Annotated in this window: 18 protein-coding genes; 12 read left to right on the forward strand and 6 right to left on the reverse strand. The window is 68.3% G+C overall.

Annotated features, from left to right (window positions below; translation table 11 throughout):
• Positions 1-9: 9 nt before the first annotated feature.
• Together ABT392_RS17785 and ABT392_RS17790 are read left to right on the forward strand one after the other, a co-directional pair.
• Positions 10-873 (forward strand): biotin--[acetyl-CoA-carboxylase] ligase, encoded by an 864-nt coding sequence (locus tag ABT392_RS17785; protein ID WP_395385062.1) that lies wholly within the window; start codon positions 10-12, stop codon positions 871-873.
• The gene (locus ABT392_RS17790) at positions 873-1,619 is read left to right on the forward strand and encodes a hypothetical protein (RefSeq protein WP_395385061.1); all 747 of its coding nucleotides are present in this window, start codon (positions 873-875) and stop codon (positions 1,617-1,619) included. The genes ABT392_RS17785 and ABT392_RS17790 overlap by 1 nt, the downstream gene beginning before the upstream one ends.
• Here the strand turns inward: ABT392_RS17790 and ABT392_RS17795 are convergent.
• The 3 genes from ABT392_RS17795 to tkt all read right to left on the reverse strand — a co-directional run bounded on the left by ABT392_RS17795 (position 1,590) and on the right by tkt (position 6,957).
• A complete protein-coding gene (locus ABT392_RS17795) occupies positions 1,590-3,629 on the reverse strand; it encodes a S8 family serine peptidase (RefSeq protein WP_395385060.1) in 2,040 nt (679 codons plus the stop codon). The two genes, ABT392_RS17790 and ABT392_RS17795, sit on opposite strands and share 30 nt — an antisense overlap.
• A gap of 166 nt (positions 3,630-3,795) precedes the next feature.
• Positions 3,796-4,794 carry a type I glyceraldehyde-3-phosphate dehydrogenase gene (gene gap / locus ABT392_RS17800; RefSeq protein ID WP_395385059.1) on the reverse strand — a complete coding sequence of 333 codons (999 nt, stop codon included), beginning with the start codon at positions 4,792-4,794 and terminating at the stop codon, positions 3,796-3,798.
• Between the two features lie 132 nt (positions 4,795-4,926).
• Positions 4,927-6,957, reverse strand: a complete 2,031-nt coding sequence (gene tkt / locus ABT392_RS17805) for a transketolase (RefSeq protein ID WP_395385058.1) — start codon at positions 6,955-6,957, stop codon at positions 4,927-4,929.
• A 122-nt stretch (positions 6,958-7,079) separates the two neighbouring features.
• Between tkt and ABT392_RS17810 the strand changes: the two genes are divergently transcribed.
• The gene (locus tag ABT392_RS17810) at positions 7,080-7,664 is read left to right on the forward strand and encodes a hemerythrin domain-containing protein (protein ID WP_395385057.1); all 585 of its coding nucleotides are present in this window, start codon (positions 7,080-7,082) and stop codon (positions 7,662-7,664) included.
• Between the two features lie 20 nt (positions 7,665-7,684).
• On the forward strand, positions 7,685-8,377 hold the full coding sequence (gene murU / locus ABT392_RS17815; protein WP_395385056.1) for an N-acetylmuramate alpha-1-phosphate uridylyltransferase MurU: 693 nt from the start codon (positions 7,685-7,687) through the stop codon (positions 8,375-8,377).
• A 4-nt stretch (positions 8,378-8,381) separates the two neighbouring features.
• Here murU and ABT392_RS17820 read toward each other — a convergent pair whose 3' ends face one another.
• Complete coding sequence (locus ABT392_RS17820) at positions 8,382-11,546, reverse strand: two-component regulator propeller domain-containing protein (protein WP_395385055.1); 3,165 nt, start codon at positions 11,544-11,546, stop codon at positions 8,382-8,384.
• A 94-nt stretch (positions 11,547-11,640) separates the two neighbouring features.
• Positions 11,641-12,624, reverse strand: a complete 984-nt coding sequence (locus ABT392_RS17825; RefSeq protein ID WP_334279454.1) for a potassium channel beta subunit family protein — start codon at positions 12,622-12,624, stop codon at positions 11,641-11,643.
• 71 nt (positions 12,625-12,695) lie between these two features.
• Between ABT392_RS17825 and ABT392_RS17830 the strand changes: the two genes are divergently transcribed.
• From ABT392_RS17830 to ABT392_RS17840, 3 genes are all read left to right on the forward strand, one after another.
• Positions 12,696-13,895 carry an FAD-dependent monooxygenase gene (locus tag ABT392_RS17830; RefSeq protein WP_395385054.1) on the forward strand — a complete coding sequence of 400 codons (1,200 nt, stop codon included), beginning with the start codon at positions 12,696-12,698 and terminating at the stop codon, positions 13,893-13,895.
• A gap of 20 nt (positions 13,896-13,915) precedes the next feature.
• On the forward strand, positions 13,916-14,512 hold the full coding sequence (locus ABT392_RS17835) for a hypothetical protein (protein ID WP_395385053.1): 597 nt from the start codon (positions 13,916-13,918) through the stop codon (positions 14,510-14,512).
• A gap of 161 nt (positions 14,513-14,673) precedes the next feature.
• On the forward strand, positions 14,674-16,368 hold the full coding sequence (locus ABT392_RS17840) for a M14 family metallopeptidase (protein ID WP_395385052.1): 1,695 nt from the start codon (positions 14,674-14,676) through the stop codon (positions 16,366-16,368).
• A 4-nt stretch (positions 16,369-16,372) separates the two neighbouring features.
• On the opposite strand, the gene ypfH is transcribed toward ABT392_RS17840, so the two are convergent.
• Positions 16,373-17,113, reverse strand: coding sequence for an esterase (ypfH, locus tag ABT392_RS17845; protein ID WP_464970834.1), 741 nt, complete (start codon positions 17,111-17,113; stop codon positions 16,373-16,375).
• A gap of 115 nt (positions 17,114-17,228) precedes the next feature.
• Between ypfH and ABT392_RS17850 the strand changes: the two genes are divergently transcribed.
• The 5 genes from ABT392_RS17850 to ABT392_RS17870 all read left to right on the forward strand — a co-directional run bounded on the left by ABT392_RS17850 (position 17,229) and on the right by ABT392_RS17870 (position 26,514).
• Entirely contained in the window at positions 17,229-18,323 is a 1,095-nt protein-coding gene (locus ABT392_RS17850) for an ABC transporter substrate-binding protein (RefSeq protein ID WP_395385050.1), read from the forward strand.
• On the forward strand, positions 18,320-20,677 hold the full coding sequence (locus tag ABT392_RS17855) for an ATP-binding protein (protein ID WP_395385049.1): 2,358 nt from the start codon (positions 18,320-18,322) through the stop codon (positions 20,675-20,677). The genes ABT392_RS17850 and ABT392_RS17855 overlap by 4 nt, the downstream gene beginning before the upstream one ends.
• Positions 20,678-20,816: 139 nt before the next feature.
• Positions 20,817-21,956: a response regulator gene (locus tag ABT392_RS17860; protein WP_395385048.1), complete on the forward strand. Its 1,140-nt coding sequence runs from the start codon at positions 20,817-20,819 to the stop codon at positions 21,954-21,956.
• Positions 21,953-22,615: a histidine phosphatase family protein gene (locus ABT392_RS17865; protein WP_334279462.1), complete on the forward strand. Its 663-nt coding sequence runs from the start codon at positions 21,953-21,955 to the stop codon at positions 22,613-22,615. Before ABT392_RS17860 ends, ABT392_RS17865 begins: the two co-directional genes overlap by 4 nt.
• On the forward strand, positions 22,612-26,514 hold the full coding sequence (locus tag ABT392_RS17870; protein WP_395385047.1) for a hybrid sensor histidine kinase/response regulator: 3,903 nt from the start codon (positions 22,612-22,614) through the stop codon (positions 26,512-26,514). Before ABT392_RS17865 ends, ABT392_RS17870 begins: the two co-directional genes overlap by 4 nt.
• Positions 26,515-26,521 lie beyond the last annotated feature (7 nt).

Consider the following 26,521-nt stretch of genomic DNA (forward strand, 5'->3'; position numbering starts at 1 on the left):
CGCCCCACCATGAGCCTGAGCCCTGCCACACACCTGAACTGGGGCGCCGAGGCGCTCTGGCAGGAGCTCGAACCCCTGCTGCCCGGTCTCTCGATCGAGGTGCTGGCCCGTTGCGGCTCCACCAATACCGAACTGCTGGAGCGCCTGCGCCAGAGCAGCGAAGAGCCGTCAAGCGATCGCCGCGGCCACGCCCGCCGCAGCCACGACCTGCAGCCCTGCCTGCTGGTGGCCGAGCATCAGACCCAGGGCCGCGGCCGCATGGGCCGCAGCTGGGTCGCCAGCCCTGGCGCCTCGCTGACCATCTCGCTGGCCCTGCCCATGGCCCTGGCCGACTCGGCCGGCCTGTCGCTGGCGGTGGGCACCGTGCTGGCGGACGCGCTGGAGCCGCCCGGTGAAGGCGCGCTGCACATCGGCCTCAAATGGCCCAACGACCTCTGGCTCGATGGCCGCAAGCTTGGCGGCATCCTGATCGAGACCGTGCCGGCCGGTGGCCAGCGCATGGTCGTCGTCGGCATCGGCCTGAACATTCTGGCCGAAGGCAAGCCGGTGGACGGCCACCAGTTCGCGACCGGCTTCGCGAGTCTGGATGAGCTCTATCCAGGCATCGATGCACCGCGCGCCCTGGCCCTGCTGGCACGCCCGCTGATCAGCCTGCTGGCCGGCTATGCGAGCCAAGGTCTGACGCCCTGGCTTGACGCCTACAAGCGCCGCGACCTCCTGCGCGGCCAACTCATCACCGCTGGCAGCCTTGAAGGCCTGGGCGCTGGCGTGAACGCGCAGGGCGAGCTGCTGCTGCAGACCGGCAGCGGCGCGCCGCAAGCCGTCAGCGGCGGCGAGGTTTCAGTCCGTTTTTCACCCGGGGATCCCCATTGATGCTGCGCGCCCTTCTTGTTCTGCTGCTGGTCGTCAATGCGCTCTTCTTCTCCTGGACCCAGGGCTGGCTGGATGGCCTGACCGGCTTGCGCGCCATCGGCGAGCGCGAGCCCGAGCGGCTGAAGAAGGCCCAGCAGGTCGACCGGGTCAGCCTGCTGAGCCCGCAGGCCGCTGCCGCCTTGCAACTCACCGCCTGCATCGAAATCGGCCCGGTTGTGGGCGAGGCTGCCCTGCAGCAGGTGCAGAGCTCGCTGGAGCGCGTCGGCATCACGCCGGCCAGCTATGAGCTGCAGGCCAGCGAGCAGGCGGGCCAGTGGGGCGTGGCCACGATCAAGCTGACCAGCAAGGACTTCCGCGAGCGCAAGGAAGAAACCTACAAGCGGCTCAAGGTGCCCTATGAAGCGCTGCCCGGCATGCCCGAAGAACAGCCCAGCCTGCTGCTGAGCCGGCATGCCAGCGAAAAGGCGGCCGAAGCCGCGCTGGAAGCCTTCTCGCAGCGCGCCCTGAAGGGCCTGCGGGTGCTGCAATTGCAGAAGGCCCAAACCAGCCACAAGCTGCGCTTCGAAGCCGCCGACGGCGCCTTGCAGGCGCAGCTGCGAACGCTGACGGCCCGCGAGTTCGGCGGGCCGGGCCTGCACACTTGCGTGCCCTCTGCCGGCGTGGCGGCTTCTGCGCCCACGCTCACGCCCACGCCCGTGCCCGCCCCCGCTGCAGCCTCAGCCGCGAGCTCGGGCGGCAGCCGCTGACAAGCGCCGAGAGCGGGCCGGGCCGCCCAGCAAGGCGCCGGCCAGCAAGAGGCCCAGCAGCCACAAGGGGCTGGTTGCACCGCCGCCGCCACCACCCCCGCCCGAGCTCACAGGCGGTGTCACCACCACAGGCACCGCAGCGACCGAGATCGTGCTCGGGTTGCCTGGGTAGCTCGTGCCCTGGTCATCGGTCAGCGTGACCCGCACCACGAAGCTGCCGGCAGCCGAGGGCGTCAGGGTCACGGTCTGCGTGTTCGTGCCCGAGCTGAAACCGGTGACGATGCCGCCGCCGTCGACCAGGGTCCAGCTGTAGCCCGCAACGCTGCGGCCGGCAGCCAGGCCGGTGATGCCGGCGGTAAGCGTGACCGACTGGCCGGCCGTCGGGCTGGCACTGGCCTGCACGGTGACGCCGTTCAGCGCCTGGGCCGCAGTCACGGCCGCGGCGGCATCCAGCATGCCGGCGCCGCAGTAGCTGGTATTGCAATAGCACTCGAGCAGCTCGGTGCCGTTGGGCGCTCGGCATTGCAGGGTGCCGGCCGTGGCGCCGATGCTGACGAAGGGCCGCGCGCTGCTGCGCAAGGCCGCCATCGCCTCGGCAGGGCTCATGCCCGGCCGCACCGACATCATCAGGGCCACGGTGCCCGCCACCAGGGGCGCCGAGAAGCTGGTGCCCACCGAGGCTGCGCCATCGGTATAGGCGTTGTCCGCCGCCTTGGGGCTTGTTGGTCCGCTGTTGGTCGTGCTCAGCATCGGGTAGAGGCAGGGCTCGCCCGCGCCGGTGTTGATGCAGTTGCCTCCAGGGGCGCTGATGGTCACTTCGGGGCCCAGGCTGGAAAAGCCGACCTTGCTGCCGACGTGCCGCAGCGCCGCCACCGCAACCACACCCGGGCAGTTGCCCGGCACGCCCACGGCCAGTCCGGCCGTGTTGCCGGCGGCCGCCACCACCACAGCGTTGCGGGCCGTGACCTGGGTGATGACCTCCCGGTACAGCGCGCCGGTGCTGTCGCTGGCCGCGCAGCTGCCCTCGCCGCCCAGGCTCAGGTTGAGCACCCGGGCCGGGTTTGCATTGACCGTCGTGATACCGGGCACGTTCAGGCCCACGGCCCATTTCATGCCGGCAATGATGTCGGAGTCGTAGCCGCCACATTTGCCCAGCACCCGCACCGGCAGGATCTTGCTGCCCCAGCTGACGCCCGCAATGCCCAGGCCGTTGTTGCTGGACGCGGCAATCAGGCCGGAGACCCGCGTGCCATGCCAGGAGCTGTTGCTGATGTCGGCGCTGGTGCAGCCACTGCCCAGCGCGCCGCTGGTGATGTCGGCTTGCGAGACCCAGTCGCCCGGATCGTTGGCGTCGGCGTCATGCAAGTCACCATCATTGGCGGTAGCCCGGGCCACGGAGCTGCTGCTGGCGAAGCCGATCATGTCGTAGCCAGGCAGCAGCTTGGCCGCCAGGTCCGGGTGGTCGTAGCGCACGCCGGTGTCGAGCACGGCCACCACGATGGCAGCGCTGCCGGTGGTCTTGTCCCACGCGTCGGGCGCATTGATGCTGGAGACCACCTCGCCCGCCGGCGCCTTCAGGTACCACTGGCCGACGGCCGGCAGGTTGTTGTTGCCCACGGCGTAGAGCGGGTCGTTCGGCGTCGTGGCCGCGTGGCGGCGCAGGTGGTCGACCGCAACCAGTTCCACTTCGCTGTCCTGCGCCAGGCGCCTGGCGAGCTCGGCTGAGCTCAGGCCATCCGCAAGCATCACATGGGTGCGCTCGTCCAGGCTTCGCAGGGCCGCCAGCGGGCGACCGATTCTTTGCGCCAGGCTGAGTGCGCGTGTCTGAGCGATCTGGCGCACTTCGAGCGCGCCGCTGTTCGCCGCCATGATCTTGGCCCGCACGCTCGGCGCCGCGGCCTTGAAGCGCACGATGACCCGCGCCGATTCATCGCTGGCGGCCTGGCTGGCGCCAGTGAACACGAAGGCCAGGCTCAGACTGGCCAGCAACTGCTTGGTCGCGAAATTCATCAGCACGCCTTGGAGGCTTGGTCGCAATGCCCGCAGTGTAGAAGCGCGGCCTGCCGCCTGCTGTGAAGAAAGGCAATCGCTTCCACGCTTGACGGACACAAACGGAAAAGCCCCGCAGAGCGGGGCTTCTTGAAGGCAGCGAGCGATGCCGCCCAGGCCAACAGGATCAGGCCGCGACCACGCGCACCATCTCCAGCACCTTGTTCGAATAGCCCCACTCGTTGTCGTACCAGGACACGAGCTTGACGAAGGTGGAGTCGAGTGCGATGCCGGCGTCGGCGTCGAAGATCGAGGTGCGCGCATCGCCGCGGAAGTCGGTGGCGACGACCTTGTCGGTCGTGTAGCCCAGCACGCCCTTGAGCGCGCCTTCCGACTGCGCCTTCATCTCGGCGCAGATCTCGGCGTAGGTGGCCGGGTTGTTCAGCTCGACCGTCAGGTCGACCACCGACACATCGCTCGTGGGCACGCGGAAGCTCATGCCGGTCAGCTTCTTGTTCAGCTCGGGAATCACCACGCCCACGGCCTTGGCGGCACCGGTGCTCGACGGGATGATGTTCTCGAGGATGCCGCGGCCGCCGCGCCAGTCCTTGTTGCTCGGGCCGTCCACGGTCTTCTGAGTGGCGGTGGCAGCGTGCACGGTGGTCATCAGGCCGCGCTTGATGCCCCACTTGTCGTTCAGCACCTTGGCCAGCGGTGCCAGGCAGTTGGTGGTGCACGAGGCGTTGGAGATGATGGCCTGGCCGGCATAGGTCTTGTGGTTGACGCCGTAGACGAACATCGGCGTGTCGTCCTTGGAAGGCGCGGAGAACACGACCTTCTTGGCGCCCGCAGCCAGGTGCTTCTCGCCACTGGCCTTGTCCAGGAACAGGCCCGTGGCTTCGATCACGATGTCGGCGCCGACTTCGTTCCACTTCAGCTCGGACGGGTCTTTCACGGCGGTCAGGCGAATGCGCCGTCCGTTGACGATCAGGGTGTTGCCGTCGACCAAGACTTCGCCGTCGAAGCGGCCATGCACGCTGTCGTAGGTCAGCATGTAGGCCAGGTAGTCAGGCTCCAGCAGGTCGTTGATGGCAACGACTTCCACGTCCTTGAAATTGGCGATGGCAGCGCGGAACACCATGCGGCCGATGCGGCCGAAGCCGTTGATACCGATCTTGATCGTCATGAGGAAAGCTCCTGGGTATTGGGAATTCTTGCGGCCCCGCGGTGCGTCAGGCGCCCGGAACGGCGAAGCCGCAAGGATACCCGGTCGCACTGCCGCCCGGGTTACCAAGGGCCATCAAGACACTGCGCGGCATCAAGCCTTCTTCAACACCACACGCACCGTGTCGGCCAGGTTCTCCGGCGTGAAGCCGAAGTGCTGGAACAGCACCGGCGCCGGGGCCGACTCGCCGTAGGTGTCGATGCCGACGACGGCTGCGCAGCCGTACTTCCACCAGCCGTCGCTGGCGCCCATCTCGACCGCCACGCGCGGGATGCCTTCGGGCAGCACCGAGAGCTTGTACTCGCGGTCCTGGCGATCAAACACGCTGGTGGAGGGCATGGAGACCACGCGCACGGCGATACCGCTCTTGGCCAGTTGGGCTTGCGCATGCAGGGCCAGCTGAACTTCGGAGCCGGTGGCGATGATGACGGCTTGCGCCTTCTTCTTCAGTCCGACTTCGCTCGGCTCGGCCAGCACGTAGCCGCCCTTGGCGATTTCATCGACCGCGGTCTTGGGCGCATAGGGCAGGTTCTGGCGCGACAGGGCCAGCACGCTCGGGCGCTGCGCGTTGCCGATGGCCATGGTCCAGGCGACCACGGTTTCGGTGGTGTCGGCCGGGCGCCAGACATCCAGGCCCGGAATCAGGCGCAGCGAAGCGACATGCTCGATCGACTGGTGGGTCGGGCCGTCTTCGCCCAGGCCGATGGAGTCGTGCGTGAACACATGGATGACGCGCTGCTTCATCAGCGCGGCCATGCGGATCGCATTGCGGCTGTAGTCGCTGAAGGTGAGGAAGGTGCCGCCGTAGGGGATGTAGCCGCCGTGCAGGGCCACGCCGTTCATGATGGCGGCCATGCCGAACTCGCGCACGCCGTAGTTGATGTGGCGGCCGCCGTTGGGCACGCCGGCATCGTCAAAGCGCAGCGGCGCCGTCGACTTGGTGTTGGTGAGGTTGGAGCCGGTCAGGTCGGCCGAGCCGCCCAGCAGCTCGGGCAGCGCAGCGGTGAAGGCTTCCAGCGCCAGCTGGCTGGCCTTGCGGCTGGCCACGGTCTGCGCTTCGCTGTGGGCCTTGATGACGGCATCGACGGCGACTTGCGCGTAGTTGGCAGGCAGCACGCCCGCTATGCGGCGCGTGAACTCGGCGGCCAGCTCGGGGAAGGCCTCGGCATAGGCGTCGAACTGGGCGTCCCAGTCGGCTTCCAGGTTCGAGCCCTCGGTCTTGGCATCCCAGGCCTCGTAGACCTCCTTGGGCACGACGAAGGGCTCATGCTCCCAGCCCAGGGCTGCGCGGGTCAGCTTGATTTCGTCAGCGCCCAGGGCCTCGCCATGCGCCTTGGCCGTGCCGGCGCGGTTCGGGCTACCCTTGCCGATGGTGGTCTTGGCGATGATCAGCGTGGGCTTGGTCTCGCTCATCTTGGCCTTGGCGATGGCCGCGTCCACAGCGTTCACGTCGTGGCCGTCCACCGGGCCGATCACGTTCCAGCCATAGGCCTGGAAACGCTGGGCCGTGTTGTCGATGAACCAGGGCTGGACCTGGCCGTCGATGGAGATGCCGTTGTCGTCGTAGATGGCGATCAGCTTGTTCAGCTTCCAGGCACCGGCCAGGGCGCAGGCCTCGTGGCTGATGCCTTCCATCAGGCAGCCGTCGCCCAGGAAAGCGTAGGTGTGGTGGTCGACGATCGCGTGATCTTCGCGGTTGAATTCCTTGGCCAGCAGCTTCTCTGCCAGCGCCAGGCCCACGGCATTGGTGATGCCCTGGCCCAGCGGGCCGGTGGTGGTTTCAACGCCGGGGGTGATGCCCACTTCGGGGTGGCCCGGGGTCTTGCTGTGCAGCTTGCGGAAGTTCTTCAGCTCGCCGATGGGCAGCTCGTAGCCGGTGAGGTGCAGCAGCGCATAGATCAGCATCGAGCCATGACCGTTGGACAGCACGAAACGGTCGCGGTCGGCCCAGTGCGGATTGGCCGGGTTGTGGCGCAGGTGGCGGGCCCAAAGCGCAACGGAGATCTCGGCCATGCCCATGGGCGCGCCGGGATGGCCGGAGTTGGCTTCCTGCACGGCATCCATGGCCAGTGCGCGGATGGCATTGGCCATCAAATTGGTGTTGCGGGCAGCGGAGTTGGCCATGGTGTCTGTGTTGGGTTGGTTCTGGGGTAAACCCGGCATTTTACGTGGCCCGGCGATGGCGTCGATCCAGACCCTTGATCCAGGGCAAAGCAGGGTCGCGAATACGGGCGCAGGCTTGCGTCATGAACCCGCTGACCTTGCGCGTGATCCGTGAAGAGCATCGAGCCCTTGCGGCCATGCTGCGCTCGATCCTTCTCCTGCTGGCCGAGCACCGCCGGCGCGCCACCCTGCCCGACTTCACCGCGCTGCGCGCCATGCTTTTCTATGTCGACGAGTTCCCTGAGCGGCTGCATCACCCGAAGGAGAGCGAGCTGCTGTTTCCGAAACTGCGCGCACGCGTGCCGGCGGTGCGCGAGACACTGGACCGGCTCGACGACGACCATGACCGCGGCGAGCGCGCGATACGCGACCTGGAGCATGCGCTGCTGGCCTTCGAAATGATGGGCGAAGCCCGCCGCAACGCCTTCGAGCAGCTGGCCGAGCGCTATGTGCAGGGCTATCTGCGCCACATGGAAATCGAGGAGCGCGAAGTGCTGCCGCTCGCGCTCGAACATCTGCAGGCGACTGATTGGGAAGACCTCGACGAGGCCTTTGCCGCCAACCGCGACCCGCTCACCGGCCATGCACCGGACGAGCCCTACCGCGCCCTGGTCGAACGCATCCTCAACAGCCTGCCCACGCCGCTGGGCCTCGGCCCGGCCCTCTAGGCCCCCTAAACTGCGGCTCCATGCGAGCCATCATCCTGGCGGCCGGGCGCGGAGAGCGCATGCGGCCGCTGACCGACCACACACCCAAACCCCTGCTCAAGGCCCGCGGCAAGCCGCTGATCGAATGGCATATCGAAGCGCTGGCCCGGGCCGGCGTGCAAGACATCGTCATCAACTGCGCCTGGCTGGAAGAGCAGTTCCCGGCCGTGCTCGGCGACGGCAGCCGCTGGGGCCTGCGCCTGCACTACTGCTTCGAGCAGCAGCGCTTTGGCGGCGCGCTGGAAACCGGCGGCGGCATCGCCACTGCCCTGCCGCTGCTGGGTGCCGATGGCGATGCGGCCTTCTGGGCGGTGTCGGGCGACATCTACATGCCCGGCTTCGAGTTCGACCCGGCCAAGGCCGCCGCCTTTGCAGCCTCTGAACAACTCGCCCATCTGTGGATGGTGCCGACACAGGCCCAGCATCCGCAGGGCGATTTCGCCATCGATGCCGACGGCCATGTGCGCGCCGACGGCGGGCCGCTGCAGGTCTTCGCCAATATCGGCCTGTACCGGCCGGCGCTGTTCGGTGTCATCCGGGCGGGCGAACGCCAGCGCATGCGCGTGGCGCTGGACCATGGCATTGCGCTGGGCCGCATCACGGCGGAGCTCCATGACGGCCCCTGGATCAATGTGGGCACACCCGAGCAACTGGACGCGCTGAACGCGACCTAGCAGGCTAGCTGCGCACCACCTGCAGCGCCGGGTCTGCCAGCCATTCCGTGGCTGAGGCTCGCACACGGCGTTGCAGCTCGGCGGCGCTGAGCTGCTCGTCCGCGCCCAGCACGCCCACCCAGCGGTTGCGGCCGGCCCGCTTGGCGGCATAGAGCGCGCCATCCGCCAGCGTCACCACGCCCGCCCAGTCCACTGCGCGCGGATGCTGGCGCGACAAGGGGAAGACGGCGAAGCCGACCGAGCAACTGCGGGTGACCTGCGCACCATCGGGCAGGATGAACGGCCGGTCGGCCACCATGGCGCGAGCGCGCTCGGCCAGTTCGATCGCATGCTCGCGCGATGCGGCGCGGGCCACGATCAGGAATTCCTCGCCGCCCCAGCGCACCAGGTAGTCGGCCTCGCGGAACACCGGCTGCAGCCGCTCGCGCATCTGCACCAGCACGGCATCACCGCCGGCATGACCATGCTCGTCATTGACCGACTTGAAGTGGTCGATGTCGACCAGGAAGAACACCAGGTCTGCGTCCAGCGGGGGAGCCGCCTGGCCATGGGCCATGTCTTCGAAGCGGCGCAGGGTCCAGGCCACATCGGACTCGATGTGCTGGGTCAGGAAACGGCGGTTGCGCAGGCCGGTCAGCGGGTCGGTGAGGCTGGACTCCTCCAGCGCCGCGCTCTTCTGCTGCAAGGTGAGCGAAAGGCTTTCGAGCTCGGCCGTGCGGCTGCGCACCATGTCCTGCAGCACCTGCTGGCGACGGCGCAGGTAGCCGGTGCGCAGATGCACGATGATCATCAAGCCCAGCCACAGCAGCCCGATCAGCAGGGCGCGCGCCCACCAGGTCTGCCACCAGTTCGGCAGCACGTCGACAGGCATGCTCAGCTCATGCGGGCTCCAGGCGCCGCTGCGGTTGGTCGCCCGCACCCTCAAGGTGTAATGGCCTGGATTCAGGTTGCTGTAGCTGGCCACGCGCAACTCGGCGCCGGTGTTGATCCAGTCGTTGTCGTAGCCGTCCAGCTTGTAGCGGTAGCGGCTGCGCGCCGGGTCGCTGTAGTCCAGCGCGGCGAACTCGACACTGAAGCTGCGCTGGCCGGGCTTCAGGGCCAGGCCTTCGGCCGCCTGGCCCTGGCCCTGGCGGCGGCCGTCGATGCGCAACTCGGTCAGCACCACCGGCGGCTGGAAGCTCCAGCCGTCGAAATGGTTCGGGTCCACCACCAGGAGACCGCGGCTGCCGCCGAACAGCATGAGGCCGTCGCTGGTGGCGCCATAGGCCCGGAACCAGCCGGTGCCGAAGTCCACGCCGTCGGCAGGGGTCAGCTCGTAGACATGGTCCTTCTGCGGGTCGTAGACATGGTGCTGGGTCCAGATGCGACCCCGGTCGTCCTGCATCAGGTTGGCACCGAAGGCACGGCCACCAATGCCATGGCGTTCGCTGATGCGCTCGAAGGCGGCGGTCTTGCCATCCCATTCCAGCATGCGGTGCAGGCCGATGGCGGTGTCCACCCACAGCCGCTGCTCGCGGTCCACCAGCACGCCAACCACCGAGGCATGGGCCAGTCCCTGGCCGCTGCGCGCCTGGATGGCCAGCAGTTCGCGGCCGCCCGGCGCGATGCGGAACAGGCCCTTTTCCGTGCCCACCCAAAGGCCGCCATCGGCGGCTTCGGCCAGTGCATTCGCGTCGCCGCTGAGCACTTGGCCGCCGGCGATGTGCAGCCGCTGCAGCGCCGGCTTGCCGCCCTCCAGCAGGTAGAGCCCGTCCTGCGTGGCTACCCACAGCCGGCCATCGCTGCTGGCCAGCATGCGCCGCACCCGGCCCTGACCCGGCTTGTAGGTGTTCAAGACCTGGCGGCGACTGGCGTCGAGCTGGTGCACGCCGGCATCGCTGCTCAGCCAGACCGCGCCGTCCGGCATCTGCGCGATGGCGCCGATGCGGCCATTGGGCAGGCCGCCAGCGCGGCCGGGCATGGGCAGCAGCGAGCCGACGAGTCGCATCCCGCGGTCGAAGATGGCCACACCCTTCTCGATCGTGCCGACCCAGGTCTCGCCGTCCGACAGCTGCTTGACGCTGCGTACATCGGGATCTTCGAACACGCCACCAAAGCCCTCGACCTCGCGCCTCACCCAGATGCTGCGGTTCTCGGGGTCATGCCGCTGCAGGCCGCCACCATAGCCGCCCACCCACAGCCAGCCGGCGCGGTCGCGCAGCAGCGAGCGCACCTCGTTGCCGGCCAGGCTGGCCGGATTGCGCGGGTTGTGGCGCAGCACGCGCAGCAGCTTTCCGTCGATCGCGCGCACCTCGATGCCGCCGGTGCGCCCCACCCACAGCTCCCGCTCATGCGCGGTGACGAAGGTGGCCACGGAACCGCGTCCGCCCTCACGATCCAGCAGCTGGTGCTGGCCGGTCGCGGGGTCGAGCAGCAGCAGGTCGCCCTGCTGCGTGCCTATCCAGAGCCTGCCGTCCTCGGCCTCGTGCAGCGCATTGATGATGCGTTCGGCCAGCGGCTCGCCGCGACCCGAGAGCACCGGCTCGAAGTGCTCGCTGCCGGCCTGGCGCCGGGCCAGCCCGGCCCAGCTGCCCACCCACAGCGTGCCAGCCTTGTCGACCAGCAGGGTTTGCACTCGATCGTCGGGCAGACTGCCCGGCTGGCCGGCGTGGCGGTGGTGGCTGAAGCGGCCGCTGGCCGGGTCGAATCGCTTCAGGCCGCCACCTACGGCGCCAATCCAGATGCCGCCGTCCGAGCCCTCGGCCAGCGCGCGAATGGTGCCGGGCGCCAGGCTGTCGGCCTTGTCGCCGTCGTTGCGGAACACACGCACCTGCTCGCTGGCCGGGTCATAGACCGCCAGGCCATCAGATTCCGTGCCTATCCAGAGCCGTCCATCGCGAGCGGCCAGCAAGGCCCGCACAAAGCCCAGGCCCTTGCCGGCCTTCTCGCCCTCGGTGCGGAGCTGGACGCGAAAGCTGTAGCCGTCATAGCGCACCAGGCCGGCGCCCGTGCCTATCCAGAAGAAGCCGTATTTGTCCTGGGCCAGCGCGGCCACCACGGCGGAAGGGATTGCGCTGCCCTGGCCGACCGACTCGAAGCGCGGTTCGCTGAGCGGCTCCGCTGGCGCCGCCAGCACGGAGCCAGCGGCAAGCAGCGACAAGGACAGGGCGACTACAAGAACACGGAACATGACGCCTCATGGTAGCCGAGCCTTTGCCCGGCCCAGAAGACATGTGGTGTGGGGACCGCGTCGAGCCGCCCGCCCGCTCGGCAAGCTGCAAGCTTCAGCTCGCCAGCGCCTTGCACAGCGCATCGATGCGCGCCAGCACCTCGGGCGTCAGCCGCGGTGTCAGCGCCAGGGCGCCGAGGTTGTCCTGCAATTGCGAAAGCTTGCTGGCGCCGAGGATGACGGTCGAGACATGCGGGTTGCGGTTGACCCAGGCGATGGCCAGCTGGGCCACATTGCCCCCCAGCTCGTCGGCGATCTTGGCCAGCTCCGCGACCACGGCATTCTTGGCCGGGTCGGTCAGGCCTTCGCGCAGAAAGGCCATGTTCTCCATCGCGCCACGGCTGTCAGCCGGGATGCCATCCTTGTACTTGCCCGTCAGGAGACCCGAAGCCAGGGGGCTCCAGGTGGTCAGGCCCAGGCCCAGGTCTTCATAGAGGCGGGCATATTCCTGCTCGACCTTGCGGCGGCAGAACAGGTGGTACTGCGGCTGCTCCATCACCGGCTTGTGCAGGTGGTGGCGCTCGGCGATTTCCCAGGCGGCGCGGATGTCGGACGCGCTCCATTCGCTGGTGCCCCAGTACAGCGCCTTGCCTTGGGTGATCATGTCGCTCATCGCGCGCACCGTCTCTTCGATCGGCGTGTGCGGATCGGGGCGGTGGCAATAGACCAGGTCGATGAAGTCCAGCTGCATGCGCTTCAGGGAGCCGTCGATGGCCTGCATCAGGTACTTGCGATTCAGCGTGTCCTTGCGATTGGTCGTCGTATTGCCTTCGCGCGACAGGCCCCAGAAGAACTTGGTCGAGACGATGTAGTCCAGCCGGTTCCACTTGAGCGCCTTGAAGGCCTCGCCCATCACCACCTCGCTCTGACCTTGGGCATAGACCTCGGCGTTGTCGAAGAAGTTGACGCCGGCATCAAAGGCCGCGGCCAGCATCTCGGTGGCGGCCTTGGTATCGACCTGGTTGTGATACGTGACCCAGGAGCCCAGCGAGAGCTCGGAAACTTGCAGGCCGCTGCGGCCCAGACGACGGTATTGCATGGTGTGCTTCTTCTGACTGCTGAAGTGGAAGCGCCAGAGCGTAGCGCAGACCGGCCGCTATAGTCTTTCGCATGAGCAATACCCCGCTGCCGCCATCGCTGAAACTGGCCGTCATCGGCGCCGGCCCCGCCGGCCTGACCCTGGCTCTGCATGCGGCCCGCAGCCTGCCGCAGGCGCAGATCAGCCTCTTCGATGCCCGCCAGGCAGACCGCGACGTGTCGGGCGATCCGCGCACGATTGCGCTGTCACTGGGCAGCGTGCAGCTTTTGCAAAGGCTCAAAGCCTGGCCGGCGAGCGATGCGGAGCCGATTCTTCAAGTGCATGTGAGCCAGGCGCCGCCGACGCTGCAGGACATGCCCGCTGTGCGCATCACGGCGGCTGAGCAGGGCGTAGAGCAGCTTGGCGCCGTGCTGCACTACGGTCAGTTGGTAGCGCCCTTGCAAGCGGCATGGCTGGCGGCTGCGGCGGCCGAGCCTGAGCGACTGCTCACGCGTTTCGGTTCGCCGGTGGCGGCGGTCAAGGCGGTGACTGGCGGCGTGGAAGTGGATGCCGGCATCGTCGAGAGTTTCGACCTGGCCGTGGTCGCCGAGGGCGGCGTGTTTGCCGACCAGGCGCGCAAGTCTTTGGCCCGCGACTATCAGCAGAACGCCTGGGTCGGTACCGTCACCCTGAGCGCCGAAAGCCCCGCCGGCGTGGCCTATGAGCGCTTCACGCGCAACGGCCCCTTGGCCCTGCTGCCCTTGCGCCCACGTGATGGCCAGCGCCGCGCGGCCCTGGTCTGGTGCCTGCCGCAGGACGAGGACGATGTGGCCACGCTCAGCGATGCCCAGCGCCTCACCGTCATCAACTCCCTGCTGGCCGAGGATGTCGGGCCGCTGCAATCCATCAGCCCCTTGAAATGCTTTGCCCTGGGGCTGAATGCCGAGCGCAGCCTGGTGGACGGCCGTGTCGTGCGCATCGGCAATGCCGCCCAGACCCTGCACCCGGTGGCCGGCCAGGGGCTGAACCTGGGCCTGCGCGACGCCTGGAGCCTGGTCGATGCCCTGCGCCGCCATGGGGTGCACAAGATCGACGCCGCGCTGAAGAGCGTGGAATGGCAGCGTGGCCCCGACCGCTGGAGCACCATCGTCAGCACCGACTTTCTGGCCCGCACCTTCACCTGGCGCTGGCCCGGCCTGCCGGCGGCGCGGGCGCTGGGACTGGCCGCCCTGCAATCCTTGCCACCGCTCAAGAAGGCATTGGCAAGACAGATGATGTTTGGGCGGCGCTGAGCGCCCGCCAAGGAATCCACATGCGCCTTCATCCCTCCCTTGCCCTGCTGCTGGTGCTTGCGCCCCCCGCCGCCATGGCCCAGACGATCAAGCCCGCGCCGCTGCTCACCGCCGAGGCGCAGCAGGCCTTCTTCAATGCGCTGCGTGAGCATTGCGGCAAAGCCTACGAGGGCAAGGTCGTGATCGACAACCCCAAGGGCAGCGGCTTCGAGGGTCGGCTCGTGATGCATGTGCGGCGTTGCAGCGAGCAGCAGCTGCAGATCCCCTTCCATGTCGGGGAGAACCGTTCGCGCACCTGGCTGATCACGCAGACCGGCGCCGGTTTGCTGCTCAAGCATGACCACCGCAAACCGGATGGCAGCGACGACAGCTCGACCATGTATGGCGGCCACACGCAGGACGCCGGCTGGCCGCAAGTCCAGTCATTCCCGGTCGACGCGGTCTCGAAGGAACAGTTCGTCCGCCAGGGCCTGGCCGCCTCGGTGGGCAACACCTGGCAGGTGTACATCTACCCCAAGGTGTTCAGCTACCGCCTGGTGCGCGAGGGGCGGGAGTTCCGCGTCGATTTCGACCTGACCCGGCCGGTCGATCCGCCGCCAACACCCTGGGGTTATTGAAGCGGGCGGGAGGGCCTCCTTGAGCTGGCTCGGCAGGCTGTCGTCCGGCTGAGCAGAAAGCAGCCAGGGTAGGCCCGCTCACCGCGTGCCGCTGCGCTCCGTTAGCATCGCCGCCATGGCCCCGACCCGGGGCGACCGCAAAGCCATCCATGCCCGCAGCCATGCCCACCCCGCGTTTCAACGAGTTCTATCGCTATGACGCGCTGACCCAGCTCCTGTTTGAATATGCCGAGGCGCGGCCGAACCTGGTCTCGGTGCGCTCGATTGGCAAGAGCTTCGAGGGCCGTGACATCTGGCTGCTGGTGCTGACCAACACCGCCACCGGCGCCGACATCGACAAGCCGGCCTTCTGGCTGGACGGCAATATCCACGCTGCCGAGCTGACCGCCTGCACCACCTGCCTGTACTACCTGCACCAGCTCCTGCGCGACCACGGCAACGACGCCGCCATCACCCACCTGCTGGATACGCGCACCCTCTACATGGTGCCGCGCCTGAACCCGGATGGCGCCGAGCTCGCGCTGGCGGACCGGCCACGCCACATCCGCAGCTCGACCCGACCCTACCCCTACGACGAAGAGCCGGTCGACGGCCTCACGGTCGAAGACATCGATGGCGACGGCCGCATCCTCACGATGCGCATTCCAGACCCGCACGGCGGCTACAAGAAGCACGAGACCGACCCGCGCCTGATGGTGGCGCGCGAGCCGGGTGAATTCGGCGGCGAGTACTACCGCCTGATGCCCGAGGGCTTCATCAAGGCCCATGACGGCCTGACGGTCGTGGTCAACAAGGACCGCGAAGGCCTGGACCTGAACCGCAACTTCCCGAGCGACTGGCGGCAGGAATACAAGCAGCTCGGCGCCGGCCCCTACCCGACCAGCGAGCCCGAGGTGCGCGCAATGGTGGACTTCGTGTCCACCCATCCCAACATCGGCGCCGCCATCAGCTTTCACACGCACAGCGGCGTGATCCTGCGCCCGATGGGCACGCAGGCCGACGAAGACATGACGCCGGAAGACCTCTGGACCTACCAGCGCTTCTCGGCACTCGGGGAAAAGGCCACCGGCTATCCGGCCATCAGCATCTGGCACGACTTCCGCTACCACCCCAAGGAAGTCATCACCGGCACGCAGGACTGGATGTACGAGCACCTGGGCGCCTTGTTCTGGGTGGTGGAGCTGTGGTCGCCGGCGCGCGAGGCAGGCATCGCCAACACGAAGTGGATCGATTGGTACCGCGACCATCCGGTCGAGGACGACCTCAAGCTCATGAAGTGGAGCGACGAGCAGTGCGACGGCCAGGCCCATGTGGACTGGCGGCCCTTCTTCCATCCGCAGCTCGGCGCGGTCGAGATCGGCGGCTGGGACAAGATGAACTACTGGCGCAATCCGCCGCCTGCCTTGCGCGAGCGCGAAGCGGCGCGCTTTCCGGCCTGGCTGACGCAGATTGCCCTTTCGTTGCCCAAGCTGGAGCTGGTGCGCACCGAAGTCCGCGCCCTGGGCGCCGACACCTGGCGCGTGCGCCTGGCGGTCGCCAACAGCGGCTATCTGCCGGCCTATGTGACCAGGCGCGCCCTCGAGCGCAAGGTGGTGCGCGGCGTGATGTTCGACATCCACCTGCCGGCCAACGACCCCGAGATCAGCCTGATCAGCGGCAAGGAGCGCGTGGAGGGCCCTCAGCTCGAAGGCCATGCACCCAAGCAGAGCCAGCTCGCCTTCATCGGTACCCGTGAGGTGACCGCCGACCGCGCCGTGGCCGAATGGGTGCTGCGCGCGCCCACCGGCACGCGGCTGACGCTGACCGCGAGCGCCGAGCGGGCCGGGACGATTCGGACCGAGGTGGTCCTCGACTGATTGATCAGTCGTTCTCTTCCTTGTCCGCCAGGCCCTGCGCCTGCGCTGCCTGCATGGCTTCGCGCCAGACGCGGGCCGGCACGAAGGTCTGCAGCTGCTCCATTGCTCGTGCGATCAGGGCTTCATGCAGCTCGTGGCCGATGTCGGGCAGCACATCAGCCGTCACGTCGCCGCCGAGCTGCACCAGGCGCCGGGCGGCAGCAATCTGGTCTTGATAGGGCAGGACGCCGTCGAGCTGGCCGTGCAGGATGTGCACGCTGACCTGCGGCGGCGCATGGCCGGGCATGGTGGCGTAGGCGCCGCTGAAGGCGAGCACCCGCCCTGCCAGCTCCACTTCCTGCTGTACCGCCTCCAGCGCGAGCACGGCGCCTTGCGAGAAGCCGGCGAGCGCCACACGCTGCCAGGGCAGGTTGAACTGGGCGGCCCAGCTGCGCACGGTGGCGATGAAGTCGGGCAGCACGGCGTTGATGCGCCCGGCATGGTTGTCATCATTGGCGCCGTCGAGGGAGTACCACTGCCAGCCCTGATGCAGATCCACGCCACCGGGCATCCGGTCGTAAGGCTCGGGCCCGTTCAGCGACAGCACCGCGGCCTGCGGATACAGTGTGTGCAAGGCGTGCGCCAAAGGCCGCATCTGCGCCGCATCGGCGCCAGCGCCGTGCAGCAGCAGGAACAGCAACTCGGGCTGGCCCTCGGCGGGCAGTTTGGCCAGGGCCTGGGAGCGGTGGACATCGGGGTTGCTCATGCGCCCGATTGTCACTCGCTTGCTTGGGTCGAGGGCGCCGGTTTGAGCGCCGTCAAGCCCATGCAAGCGTAAGGCCTCATGATGACTGGTCTGAAAGGCGAGGAATCGATTGATCATGACCCTCTCGCGTCGTCCGCTGCTGCTGTTGCCTCTGGCGCTGGCCGCCTGTTCCGGGTCGGCCCCGCCACTCAAGCTGGGCTTCCTCGGCGGCCTGTCGGGCCGGGTGGCCGACCTGGGCGAGGCCGGTCGCAACGGCACGCTGCTGGCCGTCGAGCAGTGCAACCAGGCCGGCGGCCTGCAGGGCCGCCCGGTCGAGCTCCTGATCGCCGACGACGAGCAGAACGCGGATGCTGCCAGGCGCGGCATCGAATCCCTGCGCCAGGCCGGCGCCATGGCGCTGATCGGCCCGCTGACCAGTGCCATGGGCGTGGCGGTGCTGCCCCTGATCAACCAGCACCAGCTGCTCACCATCAGCCCGACCATCACGTCCACCGAGCTCTTCGGCCAGGATGACTACCTGCTGCTGGTGGCCCCGCCTGTCAGCGAGAACTGCCTGCGCAGCGCCCGGCACCTGCATGCCAAGGGGCTGCGCCGGGCCGCCGTGGCCTATGACCTCGGCAACCGCAGCTACACCGAAGACTGGCTGCGGCATTTCACCAAGTCCTTCAGCGCGCTGGGAGGCCAGGTGGTCAGCCAGGCCTCATTCCAATCGGGCGCGGGCTATGGTGAGGTGGTGAGCCAGTTGCTGGCCAGCAAGCCGGACCTCCTGATGTTCGCGGCCAATGCCCTGGACACCGTGCGGCTCACCCAGGCCGCCCGCAACCAAGGGGCCACGCAAGCGATCAGCGCAGCCTCCTGGGCCGCCACCGAAAGCCTGCTGCAACTGGGCGGGCGAACGGTCGAGGGCATCAGCCTGCCTCAGTACTTCGACCGCGACGACCGCTCGCCCCGCTACCTGGCCTTTGCCGAGGCCTACCGCCAGCGCTTCAAGCAGGAACCGGGGTTTGCCAGCGTTGCCGCCCATGATGCAACCCGGGCCCTGTTGAGCGTGCTCAATGGCAAGACCGGTCCGGCGCTCAAGACGGCCTTGCTCGGCGGCCAACGCTTCGAGGGCCTGCAGGCCACGTTCGCTTTTGATCGCTACGGCGACGCCGAGCGCCAGACCCACATGACCGAGGTGCGCGACGGCCGCTTCGTCCGCCTGCCGTGACACTGACGCGATTGCGCCCCGAGCTGCGCCTGCGCACCTCGCTGATGCTGCTGATGGTCCTCGCAGCAGCGCTGACCTTCGGCCTGGTTGGCGGCGCCATCCTGTCGCTGCGCCTGCCGCAGGTCGAGCAGCGCGCCCTGGAGCAACTGCAGCGGCGCGCGCTCAACACGGCACGCCTGCTGGACCTGGACCTGTCGGGCATCGAGGCTCAGCTGCGGCCACTTGGCCACCTGCTGGCTCAGGCTGCCGCCACCGAACCTCAGCCCGTGCTGGACGCGCTGACCCGGCCCGACAGCCCTTTCGTGGCCGTCTTCCTGCTGGAGGCCAGTGGCCGCGTGCAGGCGCTGGGCCTGCGCGGCGGCAGGGCCGAGGCGAAGACGGAATTGCGCGGCGCCGACTTCTCAGGCAATGCGCTGTTCCGCGCCCTGCGCGAGCAGGGTGCTGCGAGCAACGCCACGCTGTGGAGTGACAAGTACCTGTCCACGCTGGCCGGCACCACCACCGTGGCCCTGGCTCTGCCGATCGACCGGCGCATGCTGATCGCCGAGCTCGATCTCGCCCGCATGCTGACCAAGCTGGAGCGCGCCTCGCAGGATGCCGAGGGCGAGGTGATGATCGTCGATGGCCGCGGCCAATGGCTTGCCTCGACCCGCAGCGCCGTCAGCAGCACCGAGCGGCACCTGAACTACGCCAACCTGGCCAGCGTGCAGATGCTCGACCGGGGCGAGGCCGCGCCGGGCCGTGAGGAGCTGTTTGGCGAGCCCCGACTGGTCAGCGCCGTGCGGCCCGACCTGCTCGGCTGGAGCATCATCGCCAGCGCCCCGGCCGGCTGGGGCCAGTATTCCTATCGTGTCACGGTGCTGCTGGTGGTGGCGGGCTTCGGCGGCGCCCTGGCCATCAGCATGTTGCTGGCGCCCTGGTGGGCGGCGGTGTTCACCCGGCCGGTCCAGGCCCTGATCGCCCGTGCCCATGCAGTGGCCGGCGGCGACTACCTCGGAGCCTGGCCAGGGCGCGGCCCGATACGCGAGCTCAACCAGCTCGGCGCTGACCTGGCCCGCATGGTCAAGACCATACAGACCCACGGCGAGCGCCTGCGCGCCACGCTGGACAGCGCGCCGGCCGTGTCAGTGCAGTGGTACAGCCTCGAAGGCCGCGTCCTGTACTGGAACCAGGCCTCGGAGTCCATGTACGGGTACAGCGCCCGTCAGGCGCTCGGCGCCGAGCTGCGCGAACAGCCGCTGATGTACCTGGACGAGGCCCAGGTGCAGGCATTCCTTGGCATCCTGGCCACGCTGGACAACGAGGGCGGCAGCTTCGGGCCGGCCGAGTTCGAGCTGCGCCATCGCAAGGGCCATGCGGTCATCGTGCTGGCTTCCATCTTTGCAGTACCGGGCGAGCAGGGCCAGAAGATCTTCGTCTGCATGGACGTGGACATCACCGCCGCGAAGCGAAACGAGGCCGAGATCCTGCGCCTCAACCAGGGGCTGGAGGCGCGCGTGGCCGAACGCACCGAGGCGCTGACGGCGGCCAACGAAGAGCTGCAGACCACGGTCGAGTACTTGAAGGCCACGCAGGCACAGTTGGTGCGTTCCGAGAAACTGGCCGCCCTCGGACGCCTGGTGGCAGGCGTGGCCCATGAGCTGAACACGCCGCTGGGCAATGGCCTGATGGTGATCAGCACATTGCGCGAGAGCCTGCGGAACCTGCAAACCGAGATGAACCAGGGCCTGCGGCGCAGCACGCTGGAAAGCTTTGTGACCCAGGCCGATCAGGGCAGCGACATCGCCGAGCGCAACCTGCGCCGAGCGGCCGAGCTGGTGGCCAACTTCAAGCAGGTGGCGGTGGACCAGACCAGCGCGCAGCGCCGTCAGTTCACCCTGAAAGAAATTGTCGGTGAAGCCTTGCTGATGCTCAGCCCGACAACGCGCAAGACGCCCCACCACCTGCGCACGGTGCTGCAGGAAGACATCTCGATGGACAGCTACCCCGGCGCCCTGGTCCAGGTGCTGAGCAACCTGGTCGAGAACGCGCTGGTGCACGGCCTGGCTGAATGTGCCGAGGGCGAGATCATGATCTGCACCGAGGCAGCCGCACCGGGCGAGGCCCGCATCGTGATCAGCGACAACGGCTGCGGCATCCCGAGCGAACACATAAGTCGCATCTTCGACCCCTTCTTCACCACGCGCATGGGACGCGGCGGCTCGGGCCTCGGCCTGCATGTGGTGCATGAGCTGGTGGGCAACGTCCTGGGGGGCCGCATCAGCGTCTTCAGCGCACCGGGCACTGGCGCCCGCTTCGTGATCGAGCTGCCCCTTTCCGCTCCCGTGCAGGTCACACAGCCGGGTGATCTCTGAACTTCGGTCTTGCCGCTTGCTTGATCCACATCATTCAGCGTGCCTGGAATTGGGCCAGGATGTCATCATTGGCGCTGTATGCCCCTAACTCGCTCAGCCAGTGACCCAGGATGCCATGCAGACCAACAGCGAACCCGGAGTGTCCCCGCCCCTCACCGTGCTGGTCGTCGACGACACCGGTGAGAACCTCGGCATCACCGGCCAGCTGCTGCGTCCCCACTACCGGGTCCGGGTGGCCAACTCTGGCGCGCATGCACTGGTGGCGGCCGCCGGCGAGCCGCGGCCCGATCTCATCCTGCTCGACGTGATGATGCCGGAGATGGACGGTCACGAGGTGCTGCGCCGCCTGCGCGCCCAGCCGTCCACCGCGGACATCCCGGTGATCTTCGTCACCGCCCTGGACGCTGACGAAGACGAAGAGATCGGCCTGGCCCTCGGTGCCGTCGACTACGTCACCAAGCCGATCAAGCCGGCCCTGTTGCTGGCCCGGGTCAAGGCCCAGCTTGAGCTCAAGCGCTCGCGGGACTGGTTGAGCCGGAAGAATGCCGAACTGGATGCCGAGGTGCATCGGCGCATGCTCGAGAACGAGCTGATCAAGGAGGTCAGCCTGCATGCCCTGGCCCTACTGGCCGAGAAGCGCGACAACGAGACCGGCAACCACCTGCATCGCACCCAGTCCTATGTGAGCGTGCTGATACGCGCACTGCGTCGGCATCCGCGCTTCGAGGCCGCGCTGGCCAACCCGATGGGCTGCCAGCGCATGGTGCATGCCGCGCCGCTGCACGACATCGGCAAGGTAGGCATCCCGGATGCCATCCTGCTCAAACCGGGCAAGCTCACGCCGGACGAATTCGAGATCATGAAGACCCATGCCGCCATCGGCCGCCAGGCCCTGGCAGACGCCATCGACCGGGTGCGGCACCGCCTGCCGTTCGGCGGCATCGACTCCGACACCTCGCTGGCCTTCCTGGCAACGGCGCAAGACATTGCCGGGGGGCATCACGAGAAATGGGATGGCAGCGGCTACCCGCAGGGGCTGGCCGGCGACGCCATTCCGCTGGCCGCGCGCCTGATGGCGGTGGCAGACGTGTTCGATGCGCTGATGTCCCGGCGTCATTACAAAGAGGCCTTCCCGCTGGAGCAGGTGCTTGAAATCATGCGCGAAGGCCGCGGCCGGCATTTCGATCCGGACATCGCAGACGCATTTCTGCAAAGCGTGGACGAGTTCGTCGCCATCTCGCGGCGCTTCGCCGACCACGAGGCGGAGCAGGCGCCATGAGGCGGTGGCTGCTGCTGTGCAGCTTGCTGGGCGCCTCGCTGCTGGCGGCTGCGCCGGCCCTGGCGAACACGCAGGCGCCCAGCCCGGCAGCCTTCAAGGAGCGCATGGCCACGCCGGCCCAGTTGCAGTCCCTGCGCCAGGGCGGCTATGTGCTCTACATCCGGCACGGCGCGACCGACAACAGCCGCGCCGACCACCTGCCCGTCGATCTCGGCAACTGCGACACCCAGCGGGTGCTCAGTGATGAAGGTCGCGCAGGCATGCGCTTGCTGGGCCAACGCTTTCGCCAGTTGGGCATCCCTGTGCACGAAGTGTTGCACAGCCCGATGTGCCGCACACGCGACTCCGCCCTGCTTGCATTCCAGGATCGTCCGCGCCGCAGCGAGCACAATCTGATGTACTCCGCCAACTTCACCTCGGAGCAGAAGAAGCCGCTGCTCGTCACGATCCGCCGGCTCGTATCCACTCCGCCGCCCGCAGGGAGCAACACGGTGCTGGTCGCCCACGCCCCCAACCTGGCCGACCTGTTCGGCTACTTCGTCAACCCTGAGGGCACGATCGTCATTCTGCGGCCGCGCGGCAATGGCAGTTTCGAGTACCTCGCCAGCATCCCCCCGTCGCTCTGGGACAGCTTGCTGGCCCGCCCCGTGAGCCCATGACCGCCACCCAGAATTTCGCAAAGCGGGCCCGCCGACTGCGCTTCCTGGCCGTGTTCTTCGTGCCGATGGCGATGGCCCTGAGCGGCAGCCTGCTCTATGCGCTGTGGTCGGACCGGGCCCAGGCACAAGCCACGGAAGCCGTGTTCCTCGAGCAGCGGCACGACCTGGCGCTGGCCAACGATGCCCTGACCATCAGCCGTGAGTTGCTGGGCTTGCAGCAACAGGTCGAGGACCTGATGGCCGACAAGCGACGGCTGTCCGACGCGGCCCAGACCTATGCGCTGCACGCCCGTGCCGTCGATGCGATGGCCGGGGTCGAGCAACGCCTGCTCCAGCTGCCGGTGCCCAGCACGAACGCGAAGGCCGCGGCGACGCTGGCCGAGGCCCGCGAGCGCTTCAATGATTTCCGGCGCGACCTGATCCGTAGCACCGACCTCGCCGCGATCGATGCCACGCAGGCACGTGAGCTGCTGGGCCGCACGGCCCGGCATTTCCTGAGCTTCTCGCAGAGTGCGCATGTGCTGGCACAGCAGCTGACCCAGCACACCAGCGAGGAAGCACAGGCCTCCATTGCCCAAGGTCGCGAGGACAACGCGATTCGACTTCGCTGGCTGGCGCTCGGCACGCTGGCCCTGGTCCTGGCCTGGCTGGCCGTGGCCCGGCGCATCGCCGTGCGGCTGGACTGGATCAACGAGGCGGTGAACGACATCGCCCAGGGCAGCGGCATCGACGACCCCACACTGCGCGAGCAGTTGCTGAAACAGGCCAGGCCCTCGGGCAGCCTGCTCGGCTCGCTGGCGGCTTCGCTGCTGGAGTTCTCGCGCGTGCAGGCGGAGCGCGACCAGGCGCAACAGGCCCTGGACGGTGAGCGCCAGCAAATGCAGGCCCTGATTCAGGGCATGCCCGACCTGGTCTGGCTCAAGGATGCCGGCGGCGCCTACCGCATCTTCAACCGGCGCTTCATGGAACTGACCGGGCACGAGGCGGCAGAGCTGGTCGGCAAGACCGACGCCGACCTGTTCGCGCCCGAAGATGTCGAGCGCTATCGCGAGGCCGACCGCCTGGCTCTGGCCACGAGCCAGCACACAGTAGAACCGCATTGGCGGACCTTTGCCGACGGCCACCGCGAACGACTGCTCGTGATCAAGACCCTGGTTCGCGACACGGCCGGACAGCTGATCGGGATCCTCGGGGTGGGACGCGACGTGACGGCCCTGCATGCGGCCGAGCAGGAACTGCTGCAGCACCGTGAACGGCTGGAGCAGCTGGTGGCCGAGCGCACCGAGGAGCTGCAGCGCGCCAACGAGGAGCTGCGCATCGTGTTCGACGCCGCCACGGTGGGCATCGTGCTGCTGCGCCGCCGACGCGTTGTGCGCTGCAACGCGCGGTTCGCACAGATGCTGGGCCGACCCATGGAGACGCTGACCGGCACCTCCACCCGCCTCTGGTATGGCAGCGACGAGGATTTCGAGCAGGCGGGACGCCAGCTCTACCCGGAAGGCGTCAGTTACGACAACCCGGCGGCCTTGGAACAGTCGCTGACGCGCGGCGACGGCAGCCGCTTCTGGGCACGCATCACCGGCGCGCCGCTGCGCCTGAAGGGCCAGGTCGACCTGGTGATCGGCATCATCGAAGACGTGACCCGCGAGCATGAGGTGGCCGAAGCGCTGCGCACCGCCAAGGAGGCTGCCGAGAGCGCCAACCGCGCCAAGAGTTCCTTCCTGGCCAATATGAGCCACGAGATCCGCACGCCGATGAACGCGATCATCGGCCTCACCCATCTGCTCAAGCGCGACCGGGTCAACGAGCGCCAGCGCCAGCAACTCGAGAAGATCTCCGGCGCCGCCCTGCACCTGCTGGCCGTCATCAACGACATCCTCGACTTCTCGAAGATCGAGGCCGGCAAGTTCACGCTGGAGCCCACGGACTTCGACCTCGAGCGCTGCATCGCCAACGTGTTCGCACTGAACGCCGATCGGGCCGATGCCAAGAACCTGGAGATGGTGGCCGACATCGGCAAGCTGCCGCCCCAACTGCATGGTGACGGGGTGCGGCTCGGCCAGGTGCTGCTCAACTTCGTCAGCAATGCGGTGAAGTTCACCGAGCACGGCAGCGTGGTGCTGCGCGGCAGCCTGGTGCTCGAGGAGGGCGAGGAGCTCTGGCTGCGCTTCACCGTCACCGACACCGGCATCGGCCTCACGCCGGAGCAGCAGTCCCGCCTGTTCAAGGCCTTCGAGCAGGCCGACACCTCGACCACCCGGCTGTACGGCGGCACGGGCCTTGGCCTCGCCATCTGCAGGCGGCTGGCCGACCTGATGGGCGGGCAGGTCGGGGTGCGCAGCGAGCCCGGCAAGGGCAGCAGCTTCTGGATCGAGCTGCCGCTGCGCCGCGCGCAGGCACCAGTGGCAGAGCCGGTCGCCCTGCCGGCGGGCACGCGGGTGCTGGTCGTGGACGACATGGAGGAAGCGCGGCAGTCCCTGTCCGACATCCTGAGCCGCCTCGGTGCCCGCGTGGACACTGCGAGCGACGGCAGCCAGGCCCTCGTGCGATTGGCCGAGGCCGAGGCCAGCGCCGACCCCTACAGCCTGCTGCTCACCGACTGGCAGATGCCCGAGATCAACGGCGTCGAACTGGTGAACCGGCTGGCCCAGCTGAATCTGCGCCAGCGTCCGGTCTGCATCCTCGTCAGCGGCTCGACCGGTTGCCCGCAGGCCGACATGCTGCCCGGCGAGATCGCGGCCTTCCTGCCCAAGCCGGTGCTGCCGGCACAGTTGCTGGACGCGGTGGCCAAGGCCTGGGCCCAGGCCTTGAACGCGGGGCCTGACCCGAAGCGGGCGCCGCCGGCTGCGGCTCCGTCCCCAAAGTCGGCGAGCGCACGCATCCTGCTCGCCGAGGACAACCCGCTGAACCAGGAGGTGGCGGCCGAGCTGCTGCGCGGACTGGGCTACCTCGTGGACCTGGCCGACGACGGCCTCGCAGCGCTGGAGATGGCGCAGCAGCAGCCCTACGACCTGATCCTGCTCGACCAGCAGATGCCGCGCCTGGATGGCCTGGAAACCTGCCGCCGGCTGCGGGGTCTGCCGGCCTACCGGACGACACCGATCATCGCCATGACCGCCAATGCCTTTGCGCAGGACCGTGCGGCGGCGCTGGCTGCCGGCATGAACGACCATGTGCCCAAGCCGGTGGAACCGGACCAGCTGCGCGACACGCTGGCGCGCTGGCTCCAGGCGGCGCCAAGGGCCGCCGCTGCACCCGACGCAGGGCCTGCACAGGCGGTCCTGACCAGCGAGGTGCGCGAGCGCTTGAAGGCGCTCGCCGGCTTGAATCTCGACCTGGGCCTGCGCAGCGTGCGGGGCCAGGAGCAGCGCCTCGCCGCCCTGCTGCAGCGTTTCAACCAGGACCACAGCGCCGACGCCCTGCATTGCCGACAGGAATTGCAGGATGGGTTTCCTGACCAGGCCCGCCACCGCATGCACACCCTGCGCGGCGTGGCAGGCACGCTGGGGCTGTCGGCCATCCAGCTGCAGGCGCGCGCGGTTGAACAGCCGCTGCAGGCCCAGACACCCGACACTGCCGCCGCAGAGGCAGCCCTCGAACCGCTCGCGCAAGCGCTGACGGAGCTCCACCAGCAGATGGGCACCTGGCCCGACCTGGCGCTGGCCCCGCCAAGTGCCGGCCCCAATCTGGAACGGCTTCGCGAGGCGCTGATGAGCTGGCTGATGCTGCTGCGGCGCGACGACCTGGACGCCGCAGAAGCCTTCACTCCATTGCGCCCCATGCTCGAGCAGTGCTGCCCGGAACTCGTGCGCCCGCTGACGGTCGCCGTCGATGCCTTTGATTTCCGGACCGCCGCCAGCCTGGCCGAGCAGGCCTGGAAGAGACTGAGCCCGTCCTGAAGCGCCG

Source organism: Paucibacter sp. JuS9 (genome assembly GCF_044043925.2).
Classification (GTDB): Bacteria; Pseudomonadota; Gammaproteobacteria; order Burkholderiales; family Burkholderiaceae_C; genus JAUASW01.

Excerpts from the sequence above, each read along its gene's own strand:
- ABT392_RS17785 (WP_395385062.1), top strand. The coding sequence starts at position 10 with ATGAGCCTGAGCCCTGCCACACACCTGAACTGGGGCGCCGAGGCGCTC.
- ABT392_RS17790 (WP_395385061.1), top strand. The coding sequence starts at position 873 with ATGCTGCGCGCCCTTCTTGTTCTGCTGCTGGTCGTCAATGCGCTCTTC.
- ABT392_RS17795 (WP_395385060.1), bottom strand. The coding sequence starts at position 3,629 with ATGAATTTCGCGACCAAGCAGTTGCTGGCCAGTCTGAGCCTGGCCTTC.
- gap (WP_395385059.1), bottom strand. The coding sequence starts at position 4,794 with ATGACGATCAAGATCGGTATCAACGGCTTCGGCCGCATCGGCCGCATG.
- tkt (WP_395385058.1), bottom strand. The coding sequence starts at position 6,957 with ATGGCCAACTCCGCTGCCCGCAACACCAATTTGATGGCCAATGCCATC.
- ABT392_RS17810 (WP_395385057.1), top strand. The coding sequence starts at position 7,080 with ATGAACCCGCTGACCTTGCGCGTGATCCGTGAAGAGCATCGAGCCCTT.
- murU (WP_395385056.1), top strand. The coding sequence starts at position 7,685 with ATGCGAGCCATCATCCTGGCGGCCGGGCGCGGAGAGCGCATGCGGCCG.
- ABT392_RS17820 (WP_395385055.1), bottom strand. The coding sequence starts at position 11,546 with ATGTTCCGTGTTCTTGTAGTCGCCCTGTCCTTGTCGCTGCTTGCCGCT.
- ABT392_RS17825 (WP_334279454.1), bottom strand. The coding sequence starts at position 12,624 with ATGCAATACCGTCGTCTGGGCCGCAGCGGCCTGCAAGTTTCCGAGCTC.
- ABT392_RS17830 (WP_395385054.1), top strand. The coding sequence starts at position 12,696 with ATGAGCAATACCCCGCTGCCGCCATCGCTGAAACTGGCCGTCATCGGC.
- ABT392_RS17835 (WP_395385053.1), top strand. The coding sequence starts at position 13,916 with ATGCGCCTTCATCCCTCCCTTGCCCTGCTGCTGGTGCTTGCGCCCCCC.
- ABT392_RS17840 (WP_395385052.1), top strand. The coding sequence starts at position 14,674 with ATGCCCACCCCGCGTTTCAACGAGTTCTATCGCTATGACGCGCTGACC.
- ypfH (WP_464970834.1), bottom strand. The coding sequence starts at position 17,113 with ATGAGCAACCCCGATGTCCACCGCTCCCAGGCCCTGGCCAAACTGCCC.
- ABT392_RS17850 (WP_395385050.1), top strand. The coding sequence starts at position 17,229 with ATGACCCTCTCGCGTCGTCCGCTGCTGCTGTTGCCTCTGGCGCTGGCC.
- ABT392_RS17865 (WP_334279462.1), top strand. The coding sequence starts at position 21,953 with ATGAGGCGGTGGCTGCTGCTGTGCAGCTTGCTGGGCGCCTCGCTGCTG.
- ABT392_RS17870 (WP_395385047.1), top strand. The coding sequence starts at position 22,612 with ATGACCGCCACCCAGAATTTCGCAAAGCGGGCCCGCCGACTGCGCTTC.